This is a genomic window from Roseateles sp. P2_H4, assembly GCF_056403315.1.
The window spans coordinates 1-11,628 of sequence record NZ_JBFUFR010000076.1 but is presented as its reverse complement, the minus strand read 5'-3'; the positions used below and the strand labels follow the sequence as shown (position 1 = coordinate 11,628).

Sequence of the window (11,628 nt, the reverse complement as noted above, 5' to 3'; positions counted from 1 at the left end):
TTCTTTTATCGGGCGAACCCGATGGAATCCTTGGCGGAGTGGACGGGGCTCGAACCCGCGACCCCCGGCGTGACAGGCCGGTATTCTAACCAACTGAACTACCACTCCGCGTGGGATGAATTTGATACCGTCTTTCGACAATATCCAAGCTCATCAAACTTGGCGTCCCCTAGGGGATTCGAACCCCTGTAATCACCGTGAAAGGGTGGTGTCCTAGGCCTCTAGACGAAGGGGACTAATCCTTCGCAACTTGAACCGCGCGCCATCCAATAAGCCGAAACTTTTGGTGGAGGTAAGCGGGATCGAACCGCTGACCTCTTGCATGCCATGCAAGCGCTCTCCCAGCTGAGCTATACCCCCGTGTTTTCGATTTGGCCTATCAACTTTCGTCTTTCGGCTTCTTCGTTAACAGCGCTGTTCAAGCGAGACCAAGAGTATATGACGAAAATCAGGCCGCTTGCAAGCGTTCGAGGACTTTTTTCTTGTCGAAGTGCTCCAGCACAGCGTCCAGCGACGGCGTTTGTGCGCGGCCGCACACGAGAACGCGCACGGGTACGGCGAGTTGCGGCATCTTGAGGCCGGTCGCGGCGAGAGTTTCTTTCAAGGCCTGCTGAATGCTCGCCTTGCTCCAGTCGGTCACCGCAGCCAGGCGTTCGGCGAGTGCCGCCAGCGCCGGGCGAACGGCGTCGGTGATGTGGCTCGTGAGGTCTTCTGCCGACGGCGCGACCGGCACGAAGTACATCGCCAGCCAGTCGGCCAGCGCAGCGACCGTCGCGCAGCGATCCTTGAACAGGCCAACCTTGGGCTGGATCTGGCCGGGCGTCGCTGCGATGCCCTTGGCGGCCAATTGCTCGACCACCAGGCCGGCCAGCCGCGCCTCGTCGACCTGCTTCACATAGTGGCCGTTGACCCAATCCAGCTTGGCCGGGTCCCACTGAGCCGGGCTCTTGGACAGGTGCGAGCCATCGAACCAGCTCACCATCTGCTCGGCCGAGAACAGTTCGTCGTCGCCATGGCTCCAGCCCAGCCGGGCCAGGTAGTTCAGCATGCCCTCAGGCAGATAGCCGTTGGCGGCGTAGTCCATCACGCTGACCGCGCCACGGCGCTTGGACAGCTTCAGGCCGTCGTCGCCGAGGATGATGGGCAGATGGCCGAAGGCCGGCAGCGGTGCGCCCAGCGCATTGAAGATGTTGATCTGCCAGGGCGTGTTGTTGACGTGCTCGTCGCCGCGGAAGACGTGGCTGATGCGCATGTCCCAGTCATCAACGACGACGGCGAAGTTGTAGGTCGGCACGCCATCCGTGCGGGCAATGATCAGGTCGTCGATCTCTCGGTTGTTGATCGTGATCCGGCCTTTGACGACATCGTCCCAGGTCACATCGCCTTCCACCGGGTTGGCGAAGCGCACGACCGGCTTCACGCCCTCCGGCGGCGTGGGCAGCGTCTTGCCCGGCTCGGGGCGCCAGCGGCGGTCGTAGAGCGTCTTCTCACCGCGCGCCTTCTGGGCCTCGCGCATCTCGGTCAGCTCTTCAGGCGTCGCATAGCAGCGGTAGGCCAAGCCTGCCGCAATCAGTTGGTCGATGACGGCCTGGTAGCGGTCCAGGCGTTGCATCTGGTAGATCGGACCCTCGTCATAGGAAAGGCCCAGCCAGTTCATCGCCGCGATGATCTGCTCCACCGAGTCCTGCGTGGAACGCGCGACGTCGGTGTCCTCGATGCGCAGCACGAACTCGCCGCCATGGTGGCGGGCATAGGCCCAGGAGTAGAGAGCCGTGCGGGCCGTGCCCAGGTGCAGGAAACCGGTCGGCGACGGCGCGATGCGCGTGCGGACCTTGTCGAAAGTGGAGCTCATCAGGTTTTCAGTGTTGAAAGGCCCCGAGCCAGGTCGTCGCAGATGTCGTCGACATGTTCGAGGCCAACAGCCAGGCGGATCAGGCTCTGTCCGATGCCGGCGGCCTGGCGCTGGTCTTCGGTCAGGCGGCCGTGCGAGGTCGTGGCGGGATGGGTGATGATGGTTTTGGTGTCGCCAAGGTTGGTGGCGATGGACACGACGCGGGTGCTGTCGATGACGTGGAAGGCCGCGGCGCGCGCGGCTTCAGGCGAGCCGGCCTTCAGGTCGAAGGACAGCACCGCCCCGCCCTGCCCGCTTTGCTGGCGCATGGCCAGCTCATGCTGAGGATGGGACGTCAGCGACGGATAGTGGACGCGTGCCACCTCGGGACGCGCCTCCAGCCAGCGCGCCACAGCCAGGGTCTGCTCGCTCTGGGCCTTCATGCGCAGGGACAGCGTCTCCAAGCCCTTGAGCACGACCCAGGCGTTGAACGGCGCCAGCGTCATGCCCACGGTGCGCAGGATGGGGCCGAAGACATCGCGGATCAGCCGGTTCGGCCCGCACAGGGCGCCGGCCATCACGCGGCCCTGGCCGTCCATGTACTTGGTGGCCGAATGCATGACGATGTCGGCGCCCATCTCGGCCGGGCGCTGCAGGGCTGGCGTCGAATAGGTGTTGTCGACGGCGAGGATGGCACCGGCACCATGGGCGATGTCGGCCAGCGCGCGGATGTCGCAGACCTCGGTCAGCGGGTTGGTCGGCGTCTCGGCAAAGAGCAGCCGGGTCGTCGGCTTGAGGGCCGTACGCCACTCGGCGAGATCGGTCTGCGAGACAAAACTCGTCTCGACGCCGAACTTGGCAAATTCCTTGGCGAAGAGGTTGATCGTCGAGCCAAACACCGAGCGCGAGCAGACGACATGGTCGCCGGCCTTCAACACGCCCATGCCGAGCAGCAGGATGGCGCTCATGCCGGTGGATGTGGCGATGGCCCCCTCGGTGCCTTCCAGGGCCGCCAGGCGGGCTTCCAGGCTGCGCACGGTCGGGTTGCTGGTGCGCGAGTAGGTGAAGTCCTCGGAATTGGAGAACTTGCGAGCCGAGGTCTCGGCATCCGGCTGGACGTAGGCCGTAGTCAGGAACAGCGCTTCCGAGTTCTCGCCGTGCTGGCTGGGCGCGAGCGATGTGCGAACAGCCAGCGTCTCGGGGCGCAGGCCGTCGGGCAGGCGTCGCTCCTCACTCATGCGCTCAACCCTCGCCGCCGCCCTGCAGCGCCAGGCGGCCGCGTGCGTCGGCCTCTTCCTCGGTGGACTGGCTGGTGCGCTGCTCGCGCATGGCTTCGAAGTCGGCCAGGCTGACGTCGCCGGTCACATAGTGGCCATCGAAGCAGCTCGCCTCGAAGCCGGCGAGGCCGGGCCGCAGCGCGGCGACGACACGCTTCATCGCATCCACGTCCTGGTAGATCAGCGCGTCGGCGCCGATGTACTGGCGGATCTCCTCGACGCTGCGGCCATGGGCGATGAGCTCTTCCTTGGTCGGCATGTCGATGCCGTAGACATTGGGATAGCGCACCGGCGGCGCGGCAGAGGCGAGATAGACCTTGCGTGCACCGGCCTCGCGGGCCATCTGGACGATTTCCTTGGACGTGGTGCCGCGCACGATGGAATCGTCCACCAGCAGCACATTGCGGTCCTTGAACTCGACGCCGATGGCGTTGAGCTTCTGGCGCACGCTCTTCTTGCGCGCGCCCTGCCCCGGCATGATGAAGGTGCGGCCGACATAGCGGTTCTTCACGAAGCCCTCGCGATAGGGCTTGCCGATGCGGTGGGCCAGTTGCATGGCGGAAGGCCGGCTGCTCTCGGGGATCGGGATGACGACGTCGATCTCATTGGGCGGCATCGTGGAGATGACGCGCTGTGCCAGCGTCTCGCCCATGTTCAGGCGCGCCTGGTAGACCGAGATGCCATCCATGACCGAGTCCGGGCGGGCCAGGTAGACGAACTCGAACATGCAGGGGTTCAGCGACGGGTTGTCGTTGCACTGCTCGCTGTGCACCTTGCCGGTCATGTCGACGAACAGCGCCTCGCCGGGCGCCAGGTCGCGCTCCAGCTGGTGGCCGGTGCCTTCGAGGGCCACGCTTTCGCTGGCGACCATGAACTCGCCGTTGGCCGAGCGGCCGAAGCACAGCGGACGGATGCCGAAGGGGTCGCGGAAGGCCAGCAGGCCCTGGCCGGCGATCAGCGCGATGACGGCATAGCTGCCCTTGATGCGCTTCTGCACGGCGCGCACGGCGTTGAAGATCTCCTTGGGCGTCAGCGGCAGGTCGCGCGCGGCCAGCTCCAGCTCGTGGGCCAGCACATTGATCAGCACCTCGGTGTCGCTCTCGGTGTTGATGTGACGGCGATCGATGTCGAAGAGCTCGTCCTTCAGCGACAGCGCGTTCGTCAGGTTGCCGTTGTGCACAAGCACGATGCCGAAGGGCGCGTTCACGTAGAAGGGCTGGGCCTCTTCCTCGCTGTAGGCATTGCCGGCCGTCGGGTAGCGCACCTGGCCCAGGCCGATCGTGCCCGGCAGGGCTCGCATATTGCGGGTGCGGAAGACGTCGCGCACCATGCCGCGCGCCTTGTGCATGAAGCACTTCTGGCCCTGCATGGTGACGATGCCGGCGGCGTCCTGGCCGCGATGCTGCAAGAGCAGCAGCGCGTCATAGAGGAGCTGGTTGACGGGAGAGGCAGCGAGAGCGCCGACGATGCCGCACATGGCGAGGGTCCTTAGTCAGTAGCGTCCGCTTCAGATGGGGTCATCGAGCGGGAAATAAATCGGGCAACGGGTTCGGGCAGCAGTGGCGCCGCGTCCTGCAGCACGCCGGTCAGCACCGGGGCGGCGCGCGAGGCCCGCCAGGTGGAGGATTCGGCCAGCGGCGATGCGCCAATGATGAGCACCAGCAGCAGCGCGATGAAGACGCCGCGCAGCGCGCCGAAGCCGGCACCGCCCAGGCGGTCGATGACCGACAGCGGCGTGGCGTGGATCAGCATCTTGATGAGGCGCGACGCCAGGCCCCAGACCAGCAGCACGAAGAAGAAAGCGATGGCCAGCGCGACGACATGCAGCGCAGCCGGACTGAACTGGCTGGTGAAGGACGCCGGCAGCAGGTCTTCGACGACGGGTGCCAGCGGCGAGGCCGCGAAATAGGCGACGACCCAACCCGCCAGGGACATGACCTCGAAGACGAGGCCGCGCCAGATGCCGAGCGCAATCGAGATCACCAGCACCCCGACGAGTGCGAGATCGACCCAGCTCAGCGCGACGTCCATGGTGACAGCCTTCAGAGGGTGAGGATGGCGCCGGGCAGGCCGGCGCCCTTGAGCTTGGACGCCGCACGTTCGGCCTCGTCGCGGCTCGCGAAAGGCCCGAGGCGCACACGCACGCGGCGGCCGTCGGCCGTGTCCACGGCCTGGGCATAGGTCTTGAGGCCAAGCTTCTCGACCTTGGCACGCACTTCCTGCGCGGTCTTGTTCTCGCCATAGGCGCCCACCTGGACGATGAAGCGCGCCGCCGCAGCGGGCGTGCTGGCCGGGGCGGCCTCCTTGCCCTCGAGCAGTGCCTGGGCTCGGGCGCCATCGTTGGCGCGGGGCTTGGGCTTGTCGGTGAGCTTGTCCGCCGGCTTTTCAGCAGGTTTCTCGGCAACCCTGGCGGGCGGCTTCTCGGCAGCCGGCTTCTCGGCCACCTGCGTCTCGGTCGGCACGGGCGCCGGCGCGCTGGCGACGGGCGTTGGCGCCACCTCGGTCGCGATCGGCTTGTCGGCCTGCGTCAGCGGCTCGCGCGTGGGCACGGTCAGCGGCGGCGCGGTCTCCTTGCGCGGAATGTCTATCGGCAGGTCCACGGGGATGGGCCGTGGCTGGGTCTCGAAGATCAGCGGGAAGCCGACGACGCCGGCGGCCACCAGCACGGCCGCGCCGATGAGGCGGCGGCGGGCGCGGATGCGCAGCACCTGCACGTCTTCGGCCGCGCTGGCCTTGGTGCCGGCCTTGGCCGACTTCTTGGGCGCCGCCGCGGCGGCGGCGTCATCGCGCTTGAGGAAGGAAAACAGGCCCATTGGCGGCGTCTGGCGTCAGTGGAGGGTAGGAGGCTGGGGCGCCGTAGCGCCGGCCGTCACGCGTGGCAGGCCCTGCTGGAGCACCCCGCCCACGGTGTAGAAGGAACCGAAGACGAGGATTCTATCGGCCGTGGTCGCCCCGGCAGCCGCGGCGTTCAGGGCGTCGAGGGGGTTGGCGTAGGTATGCGTGGCCACATCGGGCGGCGTCTTCAGGCCGGCGGCGAGGAAGGCTGCCTGGAGCTGCTCAGCCTTGGCGGCGCGGGGAATGGCCAGGTCGGTGAAATGCCAGACGTCCACCAGCGGCGCGATGCGGCCGAGCATGCCCGCCAGGTCCTTGTCCGCCATCGCGCCGAAGACGGCGTGGGTGCGCGGGAAGAAGCCCATCTGGTCGAGGTTCTGCGCCAGCGCCGCCACCGCGTGGGGGTTGTGGGCCACGTCGAGCACGACGGCCGGCTGGCCGGCCAGCACCTGGAAGCGGCCGGGCAGTTCGACCAGGGCCAGGCCGGTACGCACGGCCTGGGCACTGATGGGCAGGCGGTCATGCAGCGCTTCGAAGGCCGCCAGCACACCCGAGGCATTCAGCAGCTGGTTCACACCACGCAGCGCCGGGTAGGCCATGCCGGAGAAACGCTTGGCGCGCCCGGCCCATTGCCATTGCGTGCGGTCGCCGCTGAAGGTGAAGTCGCGGCCGAGCTGGCGCAGGTCGGCGCCGATCTCCATGGCCCGCTCCGCCAGCGAGGCCGGCGGCATGGGGTCGCTGACGACGACGGGCCGGCCGGTGCGCATGATGCCGGCCTTCTCGCGGCCGACGCTGTCGCGGTCGGTGCCCAGGAACTCGGTGTGGTCGAGGTCGATGCTGGTGATGACGGCGCAGTCGCTGTCGATGACGTTGACGGCATCCAGCCGGCCACCCAAGCCCACTTCGAGGATGACGAGATCCAGCGGCTCATGCTGCAGCCGCCGCATGATGGCCAGCGTCGTGAACTCGAAATAGGTCAGCGTGATGTCGCCGCGCGCGGCTTCGACGGCTTCGAAATGCGGCTCCAGCGTTTCGGCCGCCACCGGTGCACCGCCGACGCGGCAGCGCTCCTGGAAGTGCACGAGATGGGGCTTGATGTAGAGGCCCACCCGGTAGCCGGCGTGCAGAGCGATGGACTCCAGCATGGCGCAGGTCGAGCCCTTGCCGTTGGTGCCGGCAACGACGATGGTCGGGCAGTCAAAGGCGAGCCCCAAGCGCTGCTTCACCGTCGCAACGCGGTCCAGCGTCATGTCGATGCTCTTGGGGTGCAGGCGCTCGCAGTGGGCGAGCCAGTCTTCAAGCGTCATGGCGGTCATCAAAAACAAAAGCCAGGCACGGGGCCTGGCTTGGACTTTCGCGGACGGCGTTCAGGCGACGGCGTCCGCGCTCTGGCGCTGCAGCATGGCGAGCTGGCGGGCGATGGTCTCGCGCAGCTGGCGGCGGTCGGTGATCATGTCAACGGCGCCCTTCTCAAGCAGGAACTCGGCGCGCTGGAAGCCCGGGGGCAGCTTCTCGCGCACGGTGTTCTCGATGACCCGCGGGCCGGCAAAGCCGATCAGCGCCTTGGGCTCGGCGATGACGATGTCACCGACGAAGGCGAAGCTGGCGGACACGCCACCCATGGTCGGGTCGGTCAGCACGCTGATATAGGGCAGCTTGGCCTTGGCCAGGCGCGTCAGCGACGCGTTGGTCTTGGCCATCTGCATCAGGCTCAGCAGCCCCTCCTGCATGCGCGCGCCACCGGTGGCGGTGAAGCAGATGAAGGGCGTCTTCTGCTCGATGGCGGTCTCGACGCCGCGCACGAAGCGCTCGCCGACCACCGAGCCCATGGAACCGCCCATGAAGTCGAACTCGAAGCAGGCGGTCACGACGGGCACGCTCATGACGGCACCGCCCATGACGACCAGCGCGTCGGTCTCGCCGGTGGACTCCAGCGCTTCCTTCAGGCGGTCGGGGTATTTCTTGCTGTCCTTGAACTTCAGCGCGTCGACCGGCAGCACTTCCTGGCCGATCTCGTAACGGCCTTCACCGTCCAGGAAAGCGTCCAGGCGCGCGCGGGCGCCGATGCGGTGGTGGTGCGAGCACTTGGGGCAGACATTGATGTTCTGCTCCAGGTCGGTCTTGTAGAGCACCGTCTCGCAGCTCGGGCACTTGATCCACAGGCCTTCAGGCACCGTGCGCCTGTCGGCGGGGTCGCCTTGCTGGATCTTGGGCGGGAGCAGTTTGTCGAGCCAACTCATGTGTCAGTCCTTGTCGAGTGCCGCGCGAATTTCACGGATGAAGGCCGCGCCAGTCAAGGCGACATTATCGACCGACTGAAGTTCAAGCAGCTCGACCAGCTTGGAGCCGATGACGACCGCGTCCGAAACGTCGGCCACCGCCCGCGCCGTGGCACCGTCGCGGATGCCGAAACCCACCCCCACCGGCGTGCTGACGTGGCGGCGGATGCGCGGCACGGCCTCGGCCACGGCGGCCGTGTTCAGGTGGCCGGCGCCGGTCACGCCCTTCAGCGACACGTAGTAGACGTAGCCGCTGGCAAGCTTGCCGACCTGGGCCATGCGCGCCTCGGTGGACGTGGGCGCCAGAAGGAAGATCGCGTCCATATTCGCGGCACGCAGCTTGGCGGCGAACTCCTCGCACTCCTCGGGCGGGTAGTCGACGATGAGCACGCCATCGACACCCGCCGCCGAAGCATCGGCCACGAAGGCGTCCAGGCCATAGCGCTCCACCGGGTTGGCATAGCCCATCAGCACCAGCGGCGTCTTGTCGTTGCGGGCGCGGAACTCGCGCACATAGGCCAGCACCTTGCGCAGGCCGATGCCATTCTTCAGCGCCCGTTCCCCGGCGCGCTGGATGACGGGGCCATCGGCCATCGGGTCGGAGAAAGGCACGCCCAGCTCGATGACGTCGGCACCGGCCTCGGCCATGGCCAGCAGCAGGTCGACGGTCGCCGTCGGATGCGGGTCACCGGCCGTGACGAAGGGGATCAGCGCCTTGCGGCCATCGGCCTTGAGCTGGTCGAAAGTGGTCTTGATGCGGCTCATTGCTTGACCTTCTCACCGGCTTGCGACGGGCGGTCGAAGTAGGCGGCGCCGGACAGGTCGGCCACCGTGCCGATGTCCTTGTCGCCGCGCCCGCTGAGGTTGATCAGCAGCACCTTGTCCTGGCCCAGCGTCGGCGCCAGCTTGATGGCATGCGCGACGGCGTGGCTGGATTCCAGCGCGGGGATGATGCCCTCGGTGCGGCACAGCCGATGGAAGGCGGACAGCGCCTCAGCGTCCGTGACACCGACGTACTCGGCGCGGCCGATGTCCTTCAGGTGGGCATGCTCGGGGCCGACGCCGGGGTAGTCCAGGCCAGCCGAGATGGAATGCGTCTCGATAATTTGGCCGTCGGCGTCCTGCAGCAGGTAGGTGCGGTTGCCATGCAGCACGCCGGGGCTGCCGGCGGTCAGCGTCGCGGCATGCTTGCCGCTGGCCACGCCCTGCCCTTCGGCCTCGACGCCAATCAGGCGAACGTTCTCGTGCGGAATGTAGGGGTGGAAGATGCCGATGGCGTTGGAGCCACCGCCCACGCAGGCGATGACGGCGTCCGGCTGCCGGCCGGCCAGTTCGGGCATCTGCTCCAGGCACTCCAGGCCGATGACGCGCTGGAAGTCGCGCACCATCATCGGGTAGGGATGCGGGCCGGCGACGGTGCCGATGATGTAGAAGGTGTTCTCGACGTTGGTGACCCAGTCGCGCATCGCCTCGTTGAGCGCGTCCTTCAGCGTCTTGCTGCCGCTATCCACCGGCACAACCGTCGCGCCGAGCAGCTTCATGCGGTAGACATTGGGCGACTGGCGCTTGACGTCCTCGCTGCCCATGTAGACGACGCACTCCAGGCCGTAGCGCGCACAGATGGTGGCCGTGGCCACACCATGCTGGCCGGCACCGGTCTCGGCGATGACGCGCGGCTTGCCCATGCGCTTGGCCAGCAGCGCCTGGCCGATGACGTTGTTGATCTTGTGCGCGCCGGTGTGGTTGAGGTCCTCGCGCTTCAGGTAGATCTGTGCGCCACCCAGTTCACGGCTCAGGCGGTCGGCGTGGTAGATCGGGCTCGGGCGGCCGACGAAGTGCTTGAGCTCGCGCTGGTACTCGGCGACGAACTCGGCGTCGTTGCGGTAGTGCGCGTAGGCGTCCTTGAGCTGGTCCAGCGCGTGGACAAGGGTCTCGGAGACGAAGCTGCCGCCGAAGGTCGGCGTGCCCGCATGGCGGAAATGCCCGGTCGCATCGGGCTGGTCGTACTGGAACATGGTCTTCCCCTACTGGGAGAGTGCTGCATCGGCGCGCTTGACCGCGCGGCAGAACTCATGGATCAGGTCGGCGCTCTTGATGCCCTTGGGAAACCCCGCAGGCTCGACGCCGGAACTCACATCAACGGCCCAGGGCCGCACCGTGGCGATGCCATCGGCGACGTTTGCTGCATTCAACCCACCAGACAAAACGAGGCGAGAGCTGACGCTTGGAGGAATGAGTGACCAATCGAAGACCTTGCCGCCACCGCCGTAGCCGTCGACATGGGCGTCGAGCAGCAGGGCCTGGGCGTTGGGAAATTGAGTGGCGAAGTCTAGCAAATCGACCCCGGGCGCCATGCGGGCGGCGCGCAGATAGGGGCGGTGCACGCGATCACAGTCGGCCGGCGTCTCGTCACCGTGGAACTGGACCAGCATATTGGGCAGCGCGTCGAAACCCGCCTGCAACTCGGCATCGGTCGCGTTGACGAACAGGCCGACCGGCGTCACGAAGGGAGGCAGCAGGCGGGCCAGCGCCCTCGCCCGCTCCGGCGTCACGGCGCGCGGACTCTTGGCGTAGAAGACGAAGCCGATGGCGTCGGCGCCGGCTTCGATGGCCGCTTCAACGTCGGCCTCGCGGGTCAGACCGCAGATCTTGATTCGAGTCATGGAAGCCAGTTCAAGGCCGCGACCTCGCGCGGGATGTCGAGTTCGGCATCGTAGGTCGGGCCGAGGAAATACAGGCCATCGGGGGCAAAGGTCGGCGCCGCCACTTTGCGGTCGCGCGCGGCCAGCACCTCCGACACCCAGTCTGCCGAGCGTGTGCCGCTGCCCACGGCGAGGATGCAGCCCATCAGATTGCGCACCATGTGGTGCAGAAAGGCGCTGGCCTCGAATTCGAAGCGCCAATAGGCGCCGCGGCGCTGTACGCGGATATCGCGCAGCGTCTTGATGGGCGACGCGGCCTGGCACTCCGAGGAGCGGAAGGACGAGAAGTCGTGCTCGCCGAGCAGGCGCGCAGCGGCGGCTTCGAGCGCGGCCTGCTCGAGGGGGCGGAACACCCAGCCGCACTGACCGGATTCAATGGCCGGCCGCACCGCGGACTCCAGCAGCAGATAGGCATAACGCCGGCCGCGTGCGGAGTTGCGGGCGTGGAAGCTGTCGCCCGGAAAGCGGCACCACTGGATGGCGATGTCGGGCGGCAGATAGCGGTTGCTGCCGCGCACCCAGGAGAAGAGTTCGCGCTCGACCTCGGTGTCGAAATGGACGACCTGGTTGATGCCGTGCACGCCGGCATCCGTGCGGCCGGCGCAGATCGTGCGGATGGGCCGGGCAGCAAAGGCTGACAGGCCTTTTTCGAGGGCGTCCTGCACCGTGCGGCCGCTCGGCTGACTCTGCCAGCCGTTGTAGCCGCC

General features: G+C 67.2%; 11 protein-coding genes and 3 tRNA genes. All 14 read right to left on the bottom strand.

The window, feature by feature from the left end:
* Positions 1-31: 31 nt before the first annotated feature.
* Positions 32-108, bottom strand: a tRNA-Asp gene (locus tag AC1DW3_RS30080).
* 52 nt (positions 109-160) lie between these two features.
* Positions 161-236: transfer RNA gene (locus AC1DW3_RS30075), tRNA-Glu, on the bottom strand.
* Between the two features lie 48 nt (positions 237-284).
* A tRNA-Ala gene (locus AC1DW3_RS30070) sits at positions 285-360 on the bottom strand.
* A gap of 88 nt (positions 361-448) precedes the next feature.
* Positions 449-1,852 carry a glutamate--tRNA ligase gene (gene gltX, locus AC1DW3_RS30065; protein WP_477937850.1) on the bottom strand — a complete coding sequence of 468 codons (1,404 nt, stop codon included), beginning with the start codon at positions 1,850-1,852 and terminating at the stop codon, positions 449-451.
* Positions 1,852-3,069 (bottom strand): O-succinylhomoserine sulfhydrylase, encoded by a 1,218-nt coding sequence (locus tag AC1DW3_RS30060; RefSeq protein ID WP_477937848.1) that lies wholly within the window; start codon positions 3,067-3,069, stop codon positions 1,852-1,854. The genes gltX and AC1DW3_RS30060 overlap by 1 nt, the downstream gene beginning before the upstream one ends.
* Positions 3,070-3,073: 4 nt before the next feature.
* The gene (gene purF, locus AC1DW3_RS30055) at positions 3,074-4,585 is read right to left on the bottom strand and encodes an amidophosphoribosyltransferase (protein ID WP_477937846.1); all 1,512 of its coding nucleotides are present in this window, start codon (positions 4,583-4,585) and stop codon (positions 3,074-3,076) included.
* A gap of 11 nt (positions 4,586-4,596) precedes the next feature.
* Positions 4,597-5,139: a CvpA family protein gene (locus tag AC1DW3_RS30050; RefSeq protein WP_477937844.1), complete on the bottom strand. Its 543-nt coding sequence runs from the start codon at positions 5,137-5,139 to the stop codon at positions 4,597-4,599.
* A gap of 11 nt (positions 5,140-5,150) precedes the next feature.
* Entirely contained in the window at positions 5,151-5,921 is a 771-nt protein-coding gene (locus AC1DW3_RS30045; RefSeq protein WP_477937842.1) for an SPOR domain-containing protein, read from the bottom strand.
* Positions 5,922-5,936: 15 nt separating this feature from the next.
* Positions 5,937-7,247, bottom strand: a complete 1,311-nt coding sequence (gene folC, locus AC1DW3_RS30040; protein ID WP_477937840.1) for a bifunctional tetrahydrofolate synthase/dihydrofolate synthase — start codon at positions 7,245-7,247, stop codon at positions 5,937-5,939.
* A 60-nt stretch (positions 7,248-7,307) separates the two neighbouring features.
* A complete protein-coding gene (gene accD, locus AC1DW3_RS30035; RefSeq protein ID WP_477937838.1) occupies positions 7,308-8,180 on the bottom strand; it encodes an acetyl-CoA carboxylase, carboxyltransferase subunit beta in 873 nt (290 codons plus the stop codon).
* 3 nt (positions 8,181-8,183) lie between these two features.
* The gene (gene trpA, locus AC1DW3_RS30030; RefSeq protein ID WP_477937836.1) at positions 8,184-8,984 is read right to left on the bottom strand and encodes a tryptophan synthase subunit alpha; all 801 of its coding nucleotides are present in this window, start codon (positions 8,982-8,984) and stop codon (positions 8,184-8,186) included.
* The gene (trpB, locus tag AC1DW3_RS30025; RefSeq protein ID WP_477937834.1) at positions 8,981-10,234 is read right to left on the bottom strand and encodes a tryptophan synthase subunit beta; all 1,254 of its coding nucleotides are present in this window, start codon (positions 10,232-10,234) and stop codon (positions 8,981-8,983) included. Before trpB ends, trpA begins: the two co-directional genes overlap by 4 nt.
* 9 nt (positions 10,235-10,243) lie before the next feature.
* Positions 10,244-10,882, bottom strand: a complete 639-nt coding sequence (locus AC1DW3_RS30020; RefSeq protein ID WP_477937832.1) for a phosphoribosylanthranilate isomerase — start codon at positions 10,880-10,882, stop codon at positions 10,244-10,246.
* A partial coding sequence (gene truA / locus AC1DW3_RS30015) for a tRNA pseudouridine(38-40) synthase TruA (protein WP_477937830.1) occupies positions 10,879-11,628 on the bottom strand: 750 nt, incomplete at its 5' end. The genes AC1DW3_RS30020 and truA, both read right to left, overlap by 4 nt.

Coding starts and splice junctions, on each gene's coding strand:
- trpB (WP_477937834.1), bottom strand. CDS start 10,234: ATGTTCCAGTACGACCAGCCCGATGCGACCGGGCATTTCCGCCATGCG.
- AC1DW3_RS30050 (WP_477937844.1), bottom strand. CDS start 5,139: ATGGACGTCGCGCTGAGCTGGGTCGATCTCGCACTCGTCGGGGTGCTG.
- accD (WP_477937838.1), bottom strand. CDS start 8,180: ATGAGTTGGCTCGACAAACTGCTCCCGCCCAAGATCCAGCAAGGCGAC.
- purF (WP_477937846.1), bottom strand. CDS start 4,585: ATGTGCGGCATCGTCGGCGCTCTCGCTGCCTCTCCCGTCAACCAGCTC.
- gltX (WP_477937850.1), bottom strand. CDS start 1,852: ATGAGCTCCACTTTCGACAAGGTCCGCACGCGCATCGCGCCGTCGCCG.
- folC (WP_477937840.1), bottom strand. CDS start 7,247: ATGACGCTTGAAGACTGGCTCGCCCACTGCGAGCGCCTGCACCCCAAG.
- trpA (WP_477937836.1), bottom strand. CDS start 8,984: ATGAGCCGCATCAAGACCACTTTCGACCAGCTCAAGGCCGATGGCCGC.
- AC1DW3_RS30060 (WP_477937848.1), bottom strand. CDS start 3,069: ATGAGTGAGGAGCGACGCCTGCCCGACGGCCTGCGCCCCGAGACGCTG.
- AC1DW3_RS30045 (WP_477937842.1), bottom strand. CDS start 5,921: ATGGGCCTGTTTTCCTTCCTCAAGCGCGATGACGCCGCCGCCGCGGCG.
- AC1DW3_RS30020 (WP_477937832.1), bottom strand. CDS start 10,882: ATGACTCGAATCAAGATCTGCGGTCTGACCCGCGAGGCCGACGTTGAA.